The organism is Streptomyces sp. M92, from assembly GCF_028473745.1.
Classification (GTDB): Bacteria; Actinomycetota; Actinomycetes; order Streptomycetales; family Streptomycetaceae; genus Streptomyces.
On the sequence record NZ_CP101137.1, the window covers coordinates 6,396,168 to 6,414,438 of the forward strand.

The 18,271-nt window shown below is 71.2% G+C and carries 11 protein-coding genes; 2 read left to right on the top strand and 9 right to left on the bottom strand.

Going from position 1 to position 18,271, the window contains the following annotated elements:
- Positions 1–186 precede the first annotated feature (186 nt).
- Entirely contained in the window at positions 187–1,503 is a 1,317-nt protein-coding gene (locus M6G08_RS29275; protein ID WP_443049025.1) for an ROK family protein, read from the top strand.
- A gap of 6 nt (positions 1,504–1,509) precedes the next feature.
- Here M6G08_RS29275 and M6G08_RS29280 read toward each other — a convergent pair whose 3' ends face one another.
- From M6G08_RS29280 to M6G08_RS29295, 4 genes are all read right to left on the bottom strand, one after another.
- A complete protein-coding gene (locus M6G08_RS29280; protein WP_272591468.1) occupies positions 1,510–3,945 on the bottom strand; it encodes a glycoside hydrolase family 3 C-terminal domain-containing protein in 2,436 nt (811 codons plus the stop codon).
- A 130-nt stretch (positions 3,946–4,075) separates the two neighbouring features.
- Entirely contained in the window at positions 4,076–5,152 is a 1,077-nt protein-coding gene (locus M6G08_RS29285; protein ID WP_272590121.1) for a DUF1996 domain-containing protein, read from the bottom strand.
- A gap of 80 nt (positions 5,153–5,232) precedes the next feature.
- Complete coding sequence (locus tag M6G08_RS29290) at positions 5,233–7,329, bottom strand: discoidin domain-containing protein (protein WP_272591469.1); 2,097 nt, start codon at positions 7,327–7,329, stop codon at positions 5,233–5,235.
- A 339-nt stretch (positions 7,330–7,668) separates the two neighbouring features.
- Positions 7,669–9,864 carry a discoidin domain-containing protein gene (locus M6G08_RS29295; protein WP_272590122.1) on the bottom strand — a complete coding sequence of 732 codons (2,196 nt, stop codon included), beginning with the start codon at positions 9,862–9,864 and terminating at the stop codon, positions 7,669–7,671.
- A 1,279-nt stretch (positions 9,865–11,143) separates the two neighbouring features.
- On the opposite strand from M6G08_RS29295, the gene M6G08_RS29300 reads away from it, so the two are divergent.
- Positions 11,144–12,535 (top strand): MFS transporter, encoded by a 1,392-nt coding sequence (locus M6G08_RS29300; protein WP_272590123.1) that lies wholly within the window; start codon positions 11,144–11,146, stop codon positions 12,533–12,535.
- Between the two features lie 42 nt (positions 12,536–12,577).
- On the opposite strand, the gene M6G08_RS29305 is transcribed toward M6G08_RS29300, so the two are convergent.
- The 5 genes from M6G08_RS29305 to M6G08_RS29325 form a co-directional block, all read right to left on the bottom strand.
- Entirely contained in the window at positions 12,578–14,548 is a 1,971-nt protein-coding gene (locus M6G08_RS29305) for a helix-turn-helix domain-containing protein (protein ID WP_272590124.1), read from the bottom strand.
- 75 nt (positions 14,549–14,623) lie between these two features.
- Positions 14,624–15,424 carry a 3-hydroxybutyrate dehydrogenase gene (locus M6G08_RS29310; protein ID WP_272590125.1) on the bottom strand — a complete coding sequence of 267 codons (801 nt, stop codon included), beginning with the start codon at positions 15,422–15,424 and terminating at the stop codon, positions 14,624–14,626.
- A 54-nt stretch (positions 15,425–15,478) separates the two neighbouring features.
- Positions 15,479–15,958, bottom strand: a complete 480-nt coding sequence (locus M6G08_RS29315; RefSeq protein ID WP_272590126.1) for an NUDIX hydrolase — start codon at positions 15,956–15,958, stop codon at positions 15,479–15,481.
- A gap of 68 nt (positions 15,959–16,026) precedes the next feature.
- Positions 16,027–17,640: an apolipoprotein N-acyltransferase gene (gene lnt, locus M6G08_RS29320; protein ID WP_272590127.1), complete on the bottom strand. Its 1,614-nt coding sequence runs from the start codon at positions 17,638–17,640 to the stop codon at positions 16,027–16,029.
- A gap of 83 nt (positions 17,641–17,723) precedes the next feature.
- Positions 17,724–18,266, bottom strand: coding sequence for a hypothetical protein (locus tag M6G08_RS29325; RefSeq protein ID WP_272590128.1), 543 nt, complete (start codon positions 18,264–18,266; stop codon positions 17,724–17,726).
- Positions 18,267–18,271 lie beyond the last annotated feature (5 nt).

Sequence of the window (18,271 nt, forward strand, 5' to 3'; positions counted from 1 at the left end):
TCGGGGGAGGTGAACGGACTTCGCCTGCGGGGAGGGTGCGACACGAGTGGCGTCCCGCGTTCGATCCCTGAAGCATCCCGCCGCTTAATTCACGCTGTGAGTTAAACCTCAAGTGAAGGTCGCGTCAAGGTCTCGAACCCATGTAAGTTGCACGCAGGACGTCGGAGACGAGGTGGCACAGTGAAGATGCGCAGCGGCCGGACGGTGCGTGACCTGCGGCGGGAGAACCGCACCGCGGTATTGCAACGGTTGTATTTCGACGGGCCTCTGAGCCGTTTCTCGCTCGGCCCCGTCACCGGGTTGAGTTCGGGCTCCGTGAGCAACGTGGTGTCCGAACTGGTCGCCGAGGGCCTGGTCGAGGAGGCCGGCAGCGTGGACTCGGCCGGCGGTCGTCCCCGTACGCTCCTGCGCATCAGCGCGAACAGCGGCTACTTGATCGGCGTGGACGTCGGGGAGACGCGGGTGCGGATCGAGCTCTTCGATCTGGCTCTCGCCGAACTCGCCCGGGTGGAACGGCTGTTGACTTCCGAGAGTCCGCGCCGCGTGGACCGTTACGACGTCGGTGTGGTGGTCGGTCATCTCCGCGAAGGCATTCCCGAGGTGCTGAGCCAGGCCGGTATCCCGGCGGAGCGGTTGCTGGGCGTCGGCATCGGCGTGCCGGGAATCGTCGCGGGGGGCGCGGAGCAGGGCGCCGTGGTGCACGGGCAGACCATCGGCTGGGACGCCGTCCCGTTGGAGCGGCTGCTGCGCGAGTCCCGGCTGCTGCCCGAGACCGTGCCGTACTACATCGACAACGGTGCCAAGACGCTCGGCCAGGCGGAGATGTGGTTCGGCGCCGGGCGCGGCGCGCAGAACGCCGTGGTGGTCCTCTTCGGCTCCGGTGTCGGCGCCTGCGTCGTCACCGACGACATGCGGTCCGGCATGGCCCTGGAGTGGGGGCATCTGACCGTACGGGTACGGGGCCGTCAGTGCCGCTGCGGCGCGAAGGGCTGCCTGGAGGCGTACGCCGGGTCCGAAGCGCTCCTGGACCGGTGGGTGGAGGCGGGCGGGCGGCCACCGACCGGCGCGGACGAGGAAACGGCGCTGACCGCGATGCTCGCCGGCGCGTACCCCGTCCCCGACGCCGAGGGAGTGACTCCGAGGGCCGACGCGACCGCGCTGGCCGTCCTGGAGGAGACCGCCGAGTACCTCGGCGCGGGCTTCTCCGACCTGATCAACCTCTTCCAGCCCGAACGGATCCTCGTGGGCGGCTGGGCGGGGCTCCAGCTCGGCCGGCGCTTCCTCGACACGGTGCGGACGTACGCCGCTTCGTACTCGCTGAAGTACCCGGCCGCGCACGTCGAGATCGACCTCGGCACGCTCGGCCCGGACGCCGTCACCGTCGGAGCCGCGATCCTGCCGCTCGCCGACTTCTTCGCCCGTGGTGGCCGCCGCCCCGAGACCGGTCCGGAACAACAGAGTCCCGTCTGGCAGACCAGCCTGCGGGGACGGGGGGCGCAGTGAGGGAGCTCAGCCGGTGCACGCCCGTCGCTCCACCGTCACCTCTCCTTCCCACCGCAGGTCCCCCGCCGACCTGCCCACCATGAGCCGGTAGGGACCGGGCTCCGTGGACCAGGCGCACTCCTCCTCCGACCAGTGGCGCAGTGCACGGGGCGCCACCTCCACCTCGGCGGTCACCGTCCGGCCCGCCTCCGCCCGGACCGCCGCGTAGCCAGCGAACCAGCGTACGGGCCGCTCCACGGCAGACCCAGGCCGCGCCACGTACACCTGAACGACCTCCCGCCCCGCGCGGGCCCCGGTGTTGCGCAGACGGACCCGCACGGTGAAAGCTTCGCCCGCCGTGACCCTTGCCGGCGCGTCGACGGCCTCGTACCCCCAGGTGGTGTACCCGAGTCCGTGGCCGAACCAGAAGGCCGGTGCGCGTCCGGCCCGCAGCCAGGCCCGATGGCCGACGTGCAGACCCTCGGCGTAGTCGAGACGACCCTCCGCCGGTCGCGTACGCGTCACCGGCGTGTCCGCGAGAGAGGTACCCCACGTCGTGGGAAGCCGGCCGCCGGGCTCCTGCAGTCCGAAGAGCACGTCGGCAAGCCCCGCGCCGGCCTCCTGCCCTGGGAACCACATGAGCAGTACCGCGCCCACGTCGTTGCGCCACGGCATTTCCACCGGGCCGCCGCTGTTGACGACCACGACCGTGCGCGGATTGACCGCGGCCACCGCCCGCACGAGGTCGTCCTGGCACCCGCCGAGCGACAGGTCGCCCCGGTCGCGCCCCTCTGTCTCGTCCTGCTCGGTGGTGCCGACGACCACGATCGCGGCATCCGCCTCGCGGGCCGCCTCCACCGCGGCCGCCACCGCGCTCTCCGGGGCGGGCTCCGGCGGCGCCGCGGTGACGACGGTGGCTCGCCCGCAGCCGGGGACCAGCTCGCGCCGCGCCACGAGGTGGACCGGCCGCCGCTTCGAGGTCAGCTCCGTCCGTGCCTGCTGGACGGGTGGGTTGACGTGGACGACCGCCGGGTCGTCGGTCTCGCGGGGGAACACGCCGTCCAGGATCGTGTCTCCGTCGACGGTCAGCGTCATCCGGCCGAAACCACCGACGCCGACCGTCCACTCCCCCGTCCGCTGCGGCCGCAGCAGGGCGCTGATCTCCACCGTGTGGGCTCCGGGAGGCAGATCCGGCTCCAGCTGGCGGCCCGAGAGGCGATGCTCGGCGAGCAGTTCTCTCCCCGACTCGTCCAGAACGCGCAGCAGCACCCCGGGGGCGCCCGACCTCGGGTCGTCGCACCGGTCGGTGCCGAGCGGGGCGGCAGCGGCGCCTGGCGTCGGACCGGGAGCGTGCACCACCCGGGCGCGGCCTCTCAGCCGGGCCCGGACACCGGCCAAGGGGGTCACCACCGCAGACGGGAAGACGCCGGCGCTGCCGCCGCCCTGCGTGCGGGGCGACGCGGCGTGCGCGCCGATGACCGCGACGGTGGAAAGCTCCGTCGGACCGAGGGGAAGCAGCCCCTGGTTGCAGAGGAGGACGGAACCGGCCGCGGCGGCCCTGCGCAGCAGCGCCCGGGTGTCCAGGGAGCCCCGCACCGGCAGGTGACGCCGACGACGGGGTGCGAAGGCGCCCACCCGGTCGGCGAGCCGGAGCAGTCGACGTACCTTGTCGTCGACGGCCTTCTCCGGAACCCGTCCCTCCTTGACCGCCTGGACCAGCGCCGCTCCCCAGGGGCTCTGCGGCCCCGGCATCGCCAGGTCGAGGGCGGCGCGGGCCGGCCCCTCGGTGAACCGCACCGCGCCCCAGTCGGACACGACGACTCCGTCGAACCCCCACTCCCCCTTGAGGGGCTCGTCGAGAAGGGGGTGGGACGTCATCGTCACGCCGTTGACGGAGTTGTAGCCCGCCATGACGAGCCATACGCCCGCCTCGACGGCCGCCTCGAAGGGGGCGAGGTACACCTCGCGCAGAGTGCGCTCGGACGCCCGGACGTCGACGGTCAGCCGGTCGGTCTCGGAGTCGTTCGCGACATAGTGCTTGGCCGTGGCCGCCACACCGTGGGCCTGGACGCCACGAATCAGCGCGGCCCCGTTACGGCCGGTCAGTTCCGGATCCTCGGAGAAGCACTCGAAGTGCCGGCCGCCGAGCGGAGTCCGGTGGAGGTTGAGCGTCGGAGCCAGCACCACGTCGACGCCCTTGCGGACAGCCTCCGCGGCCAGCAGCCCACCGAGTTCCTCCACCAGTGCCTCGTCCCACAAGGCTCCCAGGGCCGAGGCGGAGGGCAGCAGCGCGGAGGGACGTCGCTCGTCCCACGCCTCCCCGCGGACGCCGGCCGGCCCGTCGGACATCACGATCTCCCGCAGTGCGATGCCACCCTCCCCCGCCGCGCGCCACGTCGTGGCACCGGTGAGCAGACGTACCTTCTGCTCCAGGGTCAGCTTGCCGATATGCCGGTCGAACATCCTGTCGTCCAATGTCCCGTCCTTCTTTCACGACTGCTCGGTCAAGGCCCTGCCGGGGGCCGCCGAGCAGGGCGGAGACCCGGCCGCTCCCGCATGTGCGGGAGTGGCCGGGCCCGGGTACTCCGGCCGGTCAGGGCAGTCGGTAGTCCGCGTTCAGGACCGCGTCCCGCTCCGGGTGGTACAGGTCGTAGCCGCGCGCGTCACACTGGAAGCCGCCCACGATGCAACCGTCGACCAGCGCCTCGAGGGTCCGCTCCTCCCAGGCGTTGAAGAAGTCGTAGTGGAAGGAGTAGCCGCGACCACTGGCCAGCCGCACGTCGCTCATGTCGCCGTTGACCGGCCAGGCCATCTTGAACTCGATCATCGGCACGGCGACCGGGTGGGACGCCGGACACATGTTGTCGTTCGTGCCCGGCTTGACGACCGGATAGGCCATGTGGCTCTTGTGGTCGGGCGTGTCGAGGTATTTGCCGTCCCAGCAACTCGGCGCCTGCATGCGCAGGTTGAGCTGGACGTCGCGCCGCTCCGGGCAGCTCGCCGGGATGTCGGTGTTGAAGAAGCTGTCACCGCACTCCCAGCCCTCGACGAAGCCCTTGTGGCCGCGGAACTCCTCGGCGCTCTGCATGGGGTCGCCGACGACGAACCGCAGTCCCCTGGGGAAGGGACGCACGCTGGTGTAGTCGGTGACACCGGCCTTGTAGTAGATGACCTGCGGGCCGACGGGAAGGATCTTACGGTCGCCCTTGTACAGGGACGGCATCCAGTACGCGGAGGCGTCGGCCGGCGCGAGACACGCGGTGTTGCCACCGTAGAGGCTGTCCGTGGTGCTGCCTGCGTGCGTCGACGTGTTGCCCATGAAGGTGTGGTCGTGGGACTTGCCCGGCTGCCCCGGGTACACGATCGGGTCGTCCGGCGCGGTGTGCGTGACCGCGCAGTTGGCCTGGAACTCCTTGTGGTAGCGCGGCGGCGGAGTGTGCGTGGACGGTGTGACGCCGGTGACCGGAGGGACGGCAGGTATGTAGCCGTCCCCGTCGGGGTCGTCACCGGACGCCTGGGTCGACACCGCCGTCGTGTGCCCGGTGTCGCTGCCGGCCGGGGTGGAATTCTCCGCATCGGCCGCCGTGGCGACGGTACCGATGCCGAGCACGCTTGCGATCAGTGCGCTGCCGAGAAGGAGCGCGGGGAGTCTTTTCGAGCGCCATCTCATGGAGGGCCTCCAGCCCATGGGGAGTAGTGACCCGGCAGGGGGCTGAGCGCTGCCCCCTGCCGGGGGTATGGGGTGGTGCGTCAGCTGTAGATGCCGAACTCGTGGAGCGAGTAGCCCCAGCCCGTCCCGCGGGCCGTCAGGTGCAGTCGTACGTGCCGTGCGGTCTCCGCGACGTCGATGGTGTCGATGTCGCCGTTGCCCGCGGTGGTGGTGTGGACCGTGCGCCAGGTGGTGCCGTTGTCGGAGACCTGTACGTCGTAGGACTTGGCGTAGGCGGGGTCCCATACGAGCTGGAGCTTGCGGACGGGTGTGGGGGCGCCGAGGTCGACGCTGATCCACTGCGGGTCGCTCCAGTCACTGGCCCAGCGGGTGTCGGCCCTGCCGTCCGTCGCCTTGGTGGGCTCGCAGGGGCAGTCGCCGTACGACTGCTGGAACGAGGAGGCGGTGGTCGGCTTGTTCAACGCCACGTTGGTACCGGTGACCGGCGGGGCGACGACCTTGACCGACTTGGTCTCGATGCCGGCGTTGCCGCGGCCGTCCTCGGCCTGGATGTACACCTTCCACACGCCCAGCTTCTCGGGCGCGGTGACGGCGAAGGTGCCGTTGCCGGTGGCCCGCCACTCGGCCTCGACCAGGCGTTTGTCGCCGTTCGCGTAGTTGCCGCTGAGGAAGATCTTGTACGTGATCGGGTCGCCGTCGGGATCGCGCACGTCGGCACGCACGCTGAACTCACTGCCCGCAGGGGCCGAGGAGGCGGCGCTGACGGCCATGTCCGAGATGACCGGGGGCGTGTTGTCGCCGCTCGTCGACCCGGTGTAGGCCCTCTTGACGGAGTAGTACGAGAGTCTCTTCAGTCCGTCGGGCAGGAGGTTGAACCAGATGCCGCCGAAGTCGTGCTCGACGCCGTAGTGGAACAGGGTGGCGCCGAGCGCGACGCCCCGGTGGCCGGTGACGCAGTTCCACGCCTGGGTGTAGCCGTCCGCCTTCTGCACGTCGGTCGGCTCGTCGGGGACGCCGTTGGCGTCGTCCGGAACCTCCCACTCACCGGCCGGCCCGCCCTCGGTGATGATGTATGGCTTGGTGTAGCCGCCCTCCTCCCAGTCCTCCTGGACGTTGCAGATGTCGCCGTAGGAGTTCATCGAGTACAGGTCGAGGTCGGGCGCGTTGCGCTTGTAGTACGGCCAGGCTCCCGTCCAGGCGTCGGTGGAGGTGACGGGGTGGTCGGGGTCGATGCTGTGGATCTTCTTGGCGACGTCGTTGACGAAGGAGGTGTAGGCGTTTCGCTGGTTCTCGAGCTCAGTGCCGCTGTAGCAGTTCTGCAGGCCGAGCACCGACTCGTTGCCGACGTTCCACATCAGCGTGGCCGGGTGCGACTTGTAGGTCTCCACCCACTTGGCGAACTCGGTCAGCATGTCGTTCTTGTACGTCGTGTCGGTCACGTAGTTCACGCAGCCACCGCTGCCCGGACCGCCGCCCGGCTGGAGCCAGAAGCCGTTGATCACCCGGATGCCGTTGGCCGCCGCGGAGTCCAGCAGCGGCTTGGTGCCGCCGTCGGTGCCCCAGGTGCGGACCGTGTTGACGCCCATGGACTTCACGTCGGGCATGTACTTCGGGGCGTCCGCGATGGCGGGGCCCCAGGTCAGGCCCTTGACGGTGTACGGCTGGCCGCCGACGGCCAGTTGCCAGTTGCCCTGGGAGCCGGTGACCTCGACCGCTCCTCCTCCGACCGGAGGTGTGCCGTCCGTGGTCCCGTACACCTGGAACTCCCACAGGGAGTAGCCGTAGCCGCCGGAACGCTCGGTGCCCAGCATGCGGACGTAGCGGCCGGAGCCGGAGACGGTGACCTCGTCCGTGCCGCCGTCTGCGCCGGTCACGGTATTCAGGGTCCGCCAGTCCGTGCCGTTGTCGGACGCCTGGATCTGGTAGCTCTTGCCGTACGCGCCCTCCCAGGTCAGCACGACCCGGCTGAGGTCGGCCCGCTGCCCGAGGTCCACCTGGAACCATTGCGGGTCGCTCCACTGGCTGGCCCAGCGGGTCCCGGTGAGATTGCCGTCGACGGCCGCCGAGGGGGCGTACGCGTCGCCCTCCTGCGAGGAGGCGGTGGTGGGCTTGCCCTGCGACAGCAGGATGTCGGCCGCCTGAGCAGGCGGAACGGCGAGGGTGAGCGAGGACATCATCAGCGCGCCGAGAACCAGCACGGAGAGGCCGGCCCGGCGGCGGGACAGGGCGAGTGGTGACGGAGGTCTGAACACATCTGCTCCTGGCAGGTCGGAGTGCCTGGCGGGGAGCGCTCTCCAGGGTGGATCCCCGGTCCCCGTTCGGCGCATGGCCGCGGCGTGCCGCCCGGATCGGAACGGCACGGTCACATGGGGGCGTTACGGGGGGTGCTGCCCCGGGCGCCCGGTGCGGGCACCGGGCCGCGGGGCCCCTCCGGACCGGGGCGCGGGGTGTCACCCGGACCGGAGGGGAATCGGGGCCTGCGCTGCCGGATCATCCGGCTGCCGACGGACGGACTGTCAGGGGAAGGACACGAGGGTGGACGGCACGGTCGTGGTTCCCGCGGGGACCGTGGACGCTCCGGTGTCGTTGATGACGTGGTTGTAGTGGCCCATGCCGCCGAGGGACACCACCAGCAGACTGTGGAACTTGATTCCCGGCTTGACCGGAGTCTTGAAGCCGTGGTGCTGACGGATGTTCGGGTCGACGTTGTAGTTGCAGTAGCTGCCCAGGCCCCAGGCTTCGTGGGTGTCGACGGAGTCGTCGACGCGGTAGGCGGCGTAACCCTGGGTGTCGCCGTTCTGGACGGCGGCCTGGTTCGGGGCGTCGTACGCCTTCTCGTTCTGGTAGAAGATCGTCCGGCCGCGTTCGCCGTACCACTCGACGTCGTACTTGTTGAAGTGCTCGACGAACAGGCCGGTGGCCAGGACGTCGTCGCCGTTGACGCGGACGCCGTAGTCGGCCCGATTGGTCTCCCAGCCCACGCCCTCGCCGTGGTCGGCGCGCCACACCCAGGTGTGGTCGATGATCGTGTCGTGGCTGTTGATGACCATGCTGGTGGTGGCCTTGCCGGCGTGCGCGCCGCCGATCCGGATGTAGACGTCCTGGACCGTGGTGGGGTTGGCACCGTGGTCGGCGGAGGCGCCCTGCGGGCCGACCTCCAGCAGCGTCGGGGAGTTGACCACGCCGGCGTCGATGAGGAACCCGGCCAGCCGCACGCCGTCGACGTCGGCGACCTTCATCGCGGTCACGCCGTTGTCCGGGATGATCGTGGCCAGGCCGAGGCCCAGGACGATGGTGTTCGCCCGGTCGATCTCGATGGTCTGGTCGACGTGGTAGATGCCCGGGGTGAACAGGAGGTGCAGCCCCTGGTCGACGGCGGCGTTGATGGTCGCGGCGGTGGCGCCGGGCTTGACCACGTAGAACCGGTTCAGCGGTATCGACTCGCCCTGCGGGGTGCCGCTCTCCCAGGTCGTACCGCGCGCGTTGGTGCGCTTGGCCGGCGCGAACACCTTGTACTCGTTGCCGTCCAGGTACAGGAACGGCTTCTCGCGGGAGATGGGCGTGGTGTCCAGGGTCGTGTAGCGGGGCTCGGGGAAGCTGTTCGCCGGGGCGCCCTGGACGCCGGAGAAGGTCTGGTTCCACACGGAGTTGGACCAGCCGCCGATGGAGCTGTCGCGGGTGTACCACTGCTGCTGCGAGTAGTTGCCGACCTGGCCGTCGATCTTCGAATCGGCGATGTAGCCGCCGCTGGCCCAGCCGTAGCCGCTGGGCGCGAGGTTGAGGCCGCCCTTGACGTGCATGCGCCGGAACGAGGCCGCCTGGGAAACCGCCCACCGGTTGGTCCCGCTCACCGGGTTCAGCGCCAGGTTCTCGGCTCCCCGCCAGAAGTTCTGCGTGGCGTTGCCGTTGAACCAGCCCGCGTCGACCGTCACGTCACCGTTGATGGTGGTGTCGTCAGGCTTCAGGCCGAGGCCCGCGATCTGGGTGTAGAAGCCGATCTGCGCGTTGAGGTTGTTGTACGTGCCCGGCTTGAACAGGAACGCGTGCCGGCCGCTGCCGAACTGTGCCGACTCCTGCTGCTCGAAGACCGTGTCGAGCTTGCCCTGGATGTCGGGGGTCGACGGGTCGATGATGTGGACGTTCGGGCCGAGATCACCGCCGCCCGGCAGGGTGGGACCGCCGTCGCCCATGGTGCCGAACACCTTGAACTCCCACAGCGAGTACCCGTACCCGGTAGCCCGGGTGGTGCCGAGCATCCGGACGTAGCGGGCCGTCTCGGAGACGTTCAGCGTCTCCGTGCCGCCGGTGCCCGTGGTGGTCGAGTACGCGGTGGACCAGTCCGTACCGTTCTGGGACGTCTCGATGCGGTAGGACTTGGCGTACGCGGCCTCCCAGCGCAGCTCGACCTGGCTGATCGTGGCTGTCGCGCCGAGGTCGACACGGATCCACTGCGGGTCGGAGGCGGCGCTGGACCAGCGGGTGCCGTTGTCGCCGTCGACGGCGGCGGTCGCCGGGGTGCCGTAGTGCTCCTGGGTGGAGGCGGTGACCGGCTTGCCCTGGGACAGCAGTACGGGCGCGGCCTCGGCCTTCTGAGCGGGAGCGAAGGTGAGGAGGGCGGCGGCGAGAGCAGTGACCACCGCGCCGACGACTCCTCGGCGAACGGATCTGCGGGGTGGCGGTGGCGCAACTGACGTCACGTCAATTCTGGGCATGCGGAGTCCCCTTGGAAACGATACGGAAACGGGAGAGCACTCTCCGGAACCTTGCCCGTAACGGCACGGGCGGTCAAGGGATCTGTCATCACTTATCTTTCAGCTTTCATTAAGTGCCGGTTGTGTGCGCGGCCGAGGACTGGACACACCTCCCGGCCGCCGACTGCGGCCACTTCGCATCCAGCTCTTCGGGCAGGGGGCAGCGGCACGCCCAGGCGCAGGAGTGACCTGAGCATGCGACGGTGGCCTGCACAGCCGTGTACGGGCGGCCCCTTCGGACGTGCTCAGGCAGGGAAGGAGGAGCACGGCGCGCATAGCGGCCGCGGTGAGGACGAGCATGGAGAGCAGGCCCGCAGACGTCACTCAGCTCCCCAGGACGTTGAGGGCGCGCTGCCGTACGGGGCAACGTCGAGCACGGCCTGGACGGCGGAGCGGGCCCGGCCGGTGGCGTCGATCTGCTACTCGACGTCGGCCATCGCTTCGGCGGAGAGAGCCGGAAAGTGCGGGACAGGGCGGCGGCGTTGTCGAGGGCGAGGAGCGTCGACGGTCGGGGGGACGAGCTTACCGAGGTCGACGGCGCTCGCCACTGTGCGCGCGTGCACCTGGGCGCCGAGGCTACCGCCACGCAGCCTATTCGGGCTGGTTGTAACCGCGAGCCGCACTCGCTCGTCCGTAATTGCCTTCGGTGTGGGACCCATCTCCGGGTTGCGCCCACCAAATCGATCAAGACGAAGATCCGGACCACACACGGGCCAGCATCTAGCTCACAGTGAGCCCTGGTCACGACGCTGCTCGTGATGTACCACCAGTAGACCAAGAACCTACTGGAATCAACGTGCACTGCACCCGCACCGAGACACAGTGCTTGCCCTACCGACGGCGGTTGAGCGGCAAGGCCGGACTCGGGCTCAGTCCGGTCATCTACCACGCAACGAATCCGAGTGGATCAATCCCAGATGCCCGAGTTCAACGGAGTGTAGTCAGCACCAAGTCAGCACGGGACAGGGGAGGACGGGTGATGACGTGGGCTTTTGGTCATCACCAAACCAGCACGGGAGTCAGCACCGCACCGTCAAACCGCCACGAACTACGCGTCCCGCATGGCACTCGTTTCGAGCATCACCGATCCACTGAATCACCTTCCCGCGAGTCGGCATGGTGGCCGCGCGCATAGCCGACCCGCGAACTATGTTGCCCCGCCACATGTGCGCCTGACCTGCGGATTCCTACGGTGTGGCGACACGCAAACGTCCCCGTCACACCCCAGGAAGTGGTGCCGATGTCGTCGCCCGCAACCGCTCCACCAGCCCCGAACAACCTCAAGCGCATCGTCGCCGCGTCCCTCATCGGCACCACCATCGAGTGGTACGACTTCTTCCTCTACGGCTCCGCCGCCGCGCTCGTCTTCAACAAGCTGTTCTTCCCGGACTCCGACCCGCTGGTCGGCACGCTGCTGTCGTTCCTGACGTACGCCGTCGGGTTCGCCGCACGGCCGCTGGGGGCCTTGGTCTTCGGGCACTACGGTGACCGGCTCGGGCGCAAGAAGCTGCTGGTGCTGAGCCTGTTGATGATGGGCGGGGCGACCTTCGCGATCGGGCTGCTGCCCACGCACGCGACCATCGGCACGGCCGCTCCCGTGCTGCTGACCGTGCTGCGGCTGGTGCAGGGCTTCGCCCTCGGCGGCGAGTGGGGCGGGGCCGTGCTGCTGGTGTCGGAGCACGGGGACGCGCGGCGGCGCGGGTTCTGGGCGTCGTGGCCGCAGACGGGAGCGCCGGCCGGACAGTTGCTGGCGACCGGTGTGCTGTCGCTGCTCACGGCCGTGCTGTCGGACACCGCGTTCAACAGCTGGGGGTGGCGGATTCCCTTCCTGCTCTCCGGCGTGCTGGTCATGGTCGGTTTGTGGATTCGTCTGTCCGTCGATGAATCGCCTGTGTTCAAAAAGGCGTTGGCCAAGGCCGAGACGCGGAAGGCCAAGGCCGAGCCCATGCCGCTGGTCTCCGTGCTGCGGCACCACTGGCGCGACGTACTGATCGCGATGGGCGCGCGGATGGCGGAGAACATCAGCTACTACGTCATCACTGCCTTCATCCTCGTCTACGCCACCACCGCCGCCGACGTCTCCAAGCAGACCGCGCTCAACGCCGTGCTGATCGCCTCGGCCGTGCACTTCGCGGTGATCCCGGTCTGGGGCGCCCTGTCGGACCGGATCGGCCGGCGCCCCGTGTACCTGCTGGGGGCGGCCGGGGTCGGGCTGTGGATGTTCCCCTTCTTCACGCTGATCGACTCCGGGAGCTTCGGTGCCCTGCTGCTCGCGGTGACCGTGGGACTGGTGCTCCACGGTGCGATGTACGCGCCCCAGGCGGCCTTCTTCTCCGAGATGTTCGCGACCCGGGTGCGCTACTCGGGTGCGTCCATCGGCGCCCAGTTCGCCTCCGTGGCGGCCGGTGCGCCCGCCCCGCTGATCGCCACCGCCCTGCTGTCCGCGTACGACAGCTCCACTCCGATCTCCCTCTACGTCATCGCCTCGGCCGTGCTGACGCTGATCGCCGTGGGCGTGGCCAAGGAGACGCGCAACCGGGACCTCGCCGATGTCGCGGCCTCCCCCGAGGACGCCGATCCGGACGGGACCGCGGCGACCGCCTCCCGTGCCCCGGGTGCCCGCGCCCTCTGATCCGGCCCCGGCACCGGCCCCCGCACGCCGTGCGTGCGGGGGTCAGTGCTGTGCCGGTATCGACAGGCGGTGGAGTCTGAGGGCCAGTTGTATCTCCAGTGCGCGCTCGGGGCCCTGCCAGTCGTCGCCCAGGAGACGGCCGACGCGTTCCAGGCGCTGGGCGACCGTGTTCACGTGGACGTGGAGCGCGTCCTTGGTGCGGGCGGGGCTCATGCCGCAGGCGAAGTACGCGTCGAGGGTGCGCACGAGCTCGGTGCCGCGCCGCTCGTCGTAGGCGACGACCTGGCCGATGGTGCGGTCGACGAAACCGGAGACGTTCTGGTCGCCGGCCAGCAGCAGGCCCAGGAAGCCGAAGTCCTCGGCGGCGGCGCCGTCTCCGGAGCGGCCCAGCAGTCTCAGGGCGTCGAGGCAGCGTCTGGCCTCGGCGTACGCGGCGGCCACGGCGTCCGGGTGGGCGGCGAGGTCCTCCACGGGGGCGGAGGCGCCGACGGTGACGGCCTCGTGCACGGCCGTGCCCAGGTGCCGGGCGGTGCGGCGGGCCAGGTCCGTGGCGCCGTCCCCGGTGGTGAGGGGCAGCAGCAGTACGGTGCCGCCGTCGCGGGCGGCGGCGAGGCCGTGCCGGGTCGCGGCGAGGTGGGAGGCCGCGGCCCACAGTCGTCTGCGCGCGTCCGCCTCCTGGTCGGCGTCGGGCGCGGTGGCGTCCAGGCGGGCGGCGAGCACGACGTGGGTGGCGGCCAGATCGGCGCGCAGCCGTCGGGCGCGGTCGCCCAGCAGGCGCGGGTCGCGGTCGCGGGCGTCGAGCAGGTCGTCCAGCAACTCGCCGCGGACACGCTGTTCGGCCTCGGCGGCGGAGCGGCGGGCGAGCAGGAGGAGCGAGGTGACCATCGCGGCCCGCTCCAGGGTGAGCTGGTCGACGGGGTCGAGCCCGGGGTGGCCGCGGAGCACCAGGGCGCCGAGCAGCTCGTCGCCGGCGGCGACGGCGGCGATCCAGTCGTCCTCCTGGCGCACCGCGTGGCCCTCGGCACGGGACGATTCCAGGGCGCGCGCCGGTGCGGCCGCGGCCTCGGTGAACTCGACGGTGCCGTCCAGCACCTGGGAGACGGCGGCGGCCACGTCGTGGACGCCGCCGCCGCGCAGCACGAGTTCGGCGAGCCGGTCGTGGACGTCGGAGGCGCGCTCGATGACGCCGCTGCGGTCCCGGATGATCTCGTTGGCCCGTTCCAGGCCGGCCAGGGCCGAACGGGTCTCGGCGAGCAGGTTCGCGGTGTCGATGGCGGCCGCCGCCAGGGCGGCGAAGGAGCCGAGCAGGGCGATCTGTTCGCGTCCGAAGACCCGGGCGCGCCGGTCCGCGGCGAAGAGCACGCCGATGACGTGGTGGCCGAGCATGAGGGGGACGCCGAGAATGGCGACCAGCCCCTCGTCACTCACGCCCGCGTCGATGGTGCGGGTGTGCTGGAAGCGGGCGTCCTTGAAGTAGTCGTCGGTGACGTAGGGGCGGGCGGTCTGGGCGACGAGGCCGCCGAGTCCTTCGCCCATGCCGAGCCGAAGCTGCTGGAAGCGGGCGGCGACCGAGCCCTCGGTGACCCGCATGTAGGTGTCGCCGCGGGCCGGGTCGTTGAGGCTGAGGTAGGCCACGTCGGTGCCGAGCAGGGAGCGGGCCCGCTGCACGATCGCGCGCAGCACGGCGTCCAGGTCGCGCAGTCCGGCGAGGTCGTGGGCGGTCTCGAACAGGGCGGACAGCTCGGCCTCACGCCTGCGCCTGCCCTCCAGCTCCGAGCGGACGCGCAGGGCGAGGTCCTTGGCCCGTTCGAGCGCGGTGATCCGCTCGGCGGGGACCGACTCCGCGCGGGCGAGGAGCACCGGCTGCTCGTAGGCGTCGGCGGAGGCGCCCCTGGCCAGCAGCTCCAGGAAGGGAGTCTCGACGGGCGCGGGCGCCGGCCGCGCGGCGGCACCGGCCGGTGCGGCCGCGTCGTGGGCGGTGCGCTCGGCGGACTGCACGTGATCGCGGGACATGCTCACAGGATTCCCCATCGTGCGGTCGTCGCGGCAGCCCTGTGGAAAACCCGGGTCCGCCGGCCGCCGCCCAAGTCAGTGGGCCGTCCAGCCGCCGTCCAGGACCAGCGACGTGCCGGTGACGAAGGACGCCTGCGGGCCGCACAGGTAGGCCACGGCCTCGGCGACCTCGTCGGGTTCGATGAGGCGTCGCAGCGCGCTGTCCCTCAGCAGCACGTCGTTCAGCACCTGCTCCTCGGGGACGCCGTGGGCGCGGGCCTGATCGGTGATCTGCTTCTCCACCAGCGGGGTGCGTACGTAGGCGGGGTTCACGCAGTTGGAGGTGACGCCGTGGGCCGCGCCTTCGAGGGCGGCGGTCTTGGACAGTCCCTCCAGGCCGTGCTTGGCGGCCACGTACGCCGCCTTGTAGGCCGAGGCGCGCAGGCCGTGGACGGAGGAGATGTTGACGATGCGCCCCCACCCCTGCCCGTACATGTGGGGCAGGGCGCCGCGGATGAGGCGGAAGGGGGCCTCCAGCATCACGGTGAGCACGGTGTGGAAGGCGTCCGGCGGGAACTCCTCGATGGGGCGCACCAGCTGCAGGCCCGCGTTGTTGACGAGGATGTCGGTGCCGGCCGCGGCGCGTTCGGCGGCGTCCAGGTCGGTCAGGTCCAGGACGTGCGGTTCGACGCCGCCCGCCAGGTCGCCGCAGCTCTCGGCGAGCGCGTCCAGCCCGGCTGCGTCCCGGTCGAGGGCCCTGACCCCGGCCCCGGCGGCGGCGAGCCGCTGCGCACAGGCACGTCCGATACCGCCGGCGGCACCGGTGACGAGGGCGGTACGGCCGCGCAGGTCGAGCGAGGAGGCGTGGGGGGCCGGGAGGACACTGGGCGAGGTCATGTCCCGACCCTAGGCAGGCCGCCCCGCTCACCACATGTGGGCGCGCTCCATACTTCAGAGTGAACCAGTGGTGTCGAACCATGTGGGAGCGTCGGACAGTGCCTGCTTGATCCGGAACTGCCCGAACTCCCCGAGGTCCGGCAGGGCGTCCACCTCGAACCAGCCCACCTCCAGCGACTCGTCGTCGTTGACCCTGGCCTCGCCGCCGACGGCCCGGCAGCGGAAGGTGATGTCCATGAACTGGCAGACGTCCCCGTTGTCGTACGTGACGGGGCTGAGCGCCTGTGCGAGGACCAGCCGTTCGACGACGCACCGTACGGCGGTCTCCTCCTCGACCTCGCGCACGGCGCAGGCCGCGGGCTGCTCCCCCGGTTCCGGGATACCGCCGACCAGGGACCAGCGGCCGTTGTCCGACCGCCGGCCGAGCAGCACTCTGTCCTCGTCGTCGAAGACGACGGCGGTGACCCCGGGGAGCCACAGCAGCTGGTGTCCGGCGGTGACGCGCAGGTCGCGGATGAAGTCGGGAGTAGCCATGGGCACGACCCTAACGGGCGGTCCGGACCGCTCCCTGGGGTGTCGCGGGGCGTGCGGCGGGCGTACGGCTACACGCCACCGGCGCGTCGGCCGCGCACACCGGACCCGACGGCCCAGCCGAGCCCGCCGGCCGCGACCAGCACCAGGACGATCTCGGGGGCCACGCCCAGCCGGGTGGCGGGTGTCTGGGAGGAGCGCAGGGGCACCTCCTGGACCAGCGAGTCCGCCACGAACATGCCGGTCTTCCGGGTGACCGTGCCGTCCGGCATGATGATCGCGCTGACGCCGCTGGTCACCGGCACGGCGACGGTCCGGCTGTGCTCGACCGCGCGGACGCGGGACATCGCGAGCTGCTGGTGGGTCATCTCGCTGCGGCCGAAGGTCGCGTTGTTGCTGGGCACCGAGATCATCCGGGCGCCGTCGGTGACCTCGGAGCGCACCGCCCAGTCGAAGGCCGCCTCGTAGCAGGTGACGAGCCCCACCCGGGTGCCGGCCATGGTGAACACGCCCGGCTCGGAGCCCCGGCTGAAGTCCTGGCTGACCATGGAGGTCCACTCGTCGTTGATCGCCCCGATGAGCGAGCGCAGCGGCAGGTACTCGCCGAACGGCTGGATCTGCCGCTTGTCGTAGGTGTCGACGGGCCCCTTGTCCGGGTCCCACAGGATCTGCTCGTTGAGGAGCCTGCCGTCGCGTTCCACTACACCGCCCACCGAGATGGGCACGCCGATCGCCTTGGCGGCCCGGTCGATGACCGCGCGGGCGTCGGGGTTGGCGAAGGGGTCGATGTCGGAGGAGTTCTCCGGCCAGAGCACGAAGTCGGGCCGGTCCACCTCGCCGGCCGCGACCTGGGCGGCCAGGCGCCGCGTCTCGCGCGCGTGGTAGTCGAGTACGGCGCGGCGCTGGGCGTTGAAGCCGAGGCCCGCGCGCGGCACGTTGCCCTGGATCACGGCGATCGTCGCGGTGCCGTCCTCCGCCTCGTCGCTGACCAGCGGGCGTGCGGCGACGGCGCCCACGACGGGTACGGCCAGGCTCAGGAGTGCCACGGTCGCCGCGCCGCGGCGCACCTCGCCGGTGCGCCGTGCCCGGACGGCCAGTCGGACGGCCTCGTGGAGGCCGAAGCCGCACACGACCACCGCGAAGCCGAGCACCGGTGTGCCGCCGACCGCGGCGAGCGGCAGGAACACGCCGTCCGCCTGACCGAACGCGATCTTGCCCCAGGGGAAGCCCTCGAAGGGCACCCGCGCGCGGGCGGCCTCCCCGGCGGTCCACAGGGCCGCCGCCCACAGCGGCCATCCGGGCAGCTTCGACACCGTAGCGGCGCCCGCGCCGACCAGCGCCACGAAGACCGCTTCGATCGCGGCCAGGGCGAGCCAGGGGCCGGGGCCGACCTCCACACCGGTCCATACCAGCAGCGGCAGCAGGAAGCCGAGACCGAAGAGGTAGCCGAGGCCGAGGCCCGCCTTCCAGCCGCGGCCGCGCAGCGCCCAGCCGAAGCCGGCGAAGGCGGGCAGGGCCAGCCACCACAGGGTGCGCGGCGGGAAGCTGACGTAGAGCAGCACTCCGGAGAGCGCGGCGGCGACGGCCGGGAGGAGGCGCAGGAGCCGCGTGGCGGCGCGCGAGGAGGGGCTTTCCTGGTGCTGCGTCCGGTCCGGCTCGCCGACGGAGGTTGCGGTGGCTGTCACCCCCCGGAGTGTACGGCGGCTGACCGCGCGGCCCACAGCACGGTCCACGGCCGGCGACCGGCCTTCGCGCCGGGAGTGCGTGTTCAGCGCGCCGAGCCGGGGGCCTTCGGCCGCAGGCGGTCCTTGATGACCTGGACGGCCGCTTCCGCGTCGTCGACGGTGACGGTGAAGGTGTGGCCGTCCCACAGGCGCAGGACCAGGCCCTCCCCGCGGCGTACGACGACCGCGGTGCCCTTCTCCGGTCGCCAGCGGTAGCCCCAGCCGCCCCAGTGGCGCGGGGTGACGTGCGGGGCGAACTCGGCGCCGGCGACCTGGGAGAGGGGGATGCGGCGGCGGGGCACGCCGATGTGGCCGCAGCGCACCTCGAGACACTCCTCGTCGACTCTCAGCGCGACGTGCACGAAGGCGAGCGTGCCGAAGAGGACCAGCAGCCCCGCCGCGATGCAGCCGACGACCGCCATGACCAGCGGGGCGCCGCCGGACTCCCAGGCCGATTCGACGGCCAGCGCGATGCCGAACGCCAGGCAGGCGGCACCGATGAGGGCCAGCAACCACTGGACCCGGTTGGTGGCACGTCCGGTCCAGACGTGCGGTGGGGGGATGCTCTCGCCGCGGCGACGCCTCATGGATA

Bases quoted from the DNA above. Each gene is read 5' to 3' on its own strand.
- M6G08_RS29280 (WP_272591468.1), bottom strand. From the start codon at position 3,945: ATGTTCGACCGGCATATCGGCAAGCTGACCCTGGAGCAGAAGGTACGT.
- M6G08_RS29285 (WP_272590121.1), bottom strand. From the start codon at position 5,152: ATGAGATGGCGCTCGAAAAGACTCCCCGCGCTCCTTCTCGGCAGCGCA.
- M6G08_RS29275 (WP_443049025.1), top strand. From the start codon at position 187: ATGCGCAGCGGCCGGACGGTGCGTGACCTGCGGCGGGAGAACCGCACC.
- M6G08_RS29315 (WP_272590126.1), bottom strand. From the start codon at position 15,958: ATGGCTACTCCCGACTTCATCCGCGACCTGCGCGTCACCGCCGGACAC.
- M6G08_RS29325 (WP_272590128.1), bottom strand. From the start codon at position 18,266: ATGAGGCGTCGCCGCGGCGAGAGCATCCCCCCACCGCACGTCTGGACC.
- M6G08_RS29305 (WP_272590124.1), bottom strand. From the start codon at position 14,548: ATGTCCCGCGATCACGTGCAGTCCGCCGAGCGCACCGCCCACGACGCG.
- M6G08_RS29290 (WP_272591469.1), bottom strand. From the start codon at position 7,329: ATGATGTCCTCGCTCACCCTCGCCGTTCCGCCTGCTCAGGCGGCCGAC.
- M6G08_RS29295 (WP_272590122.1), bottom strand. From the start codon at position 9,864: ATGCCCAGAATTGACGTGACGTCAGTTGCGCCACCGCCACCCCGCAGA.
- M6G08_RS29310 (WP_272590125.1), bottom strand. From the start codon at position 15,424: ATGACCTCGCCCAGTGTCCTCCCGGCCCCCCACGCCTCCTCGCTCGAC.
- M6G08_RS29300 (WP_272590123.1), top strand. From the start codon at position 11,144: ATGTCGTCGCCCGCAACCGCTCCACCAGCCCCGAACAACCTCAAGCGC.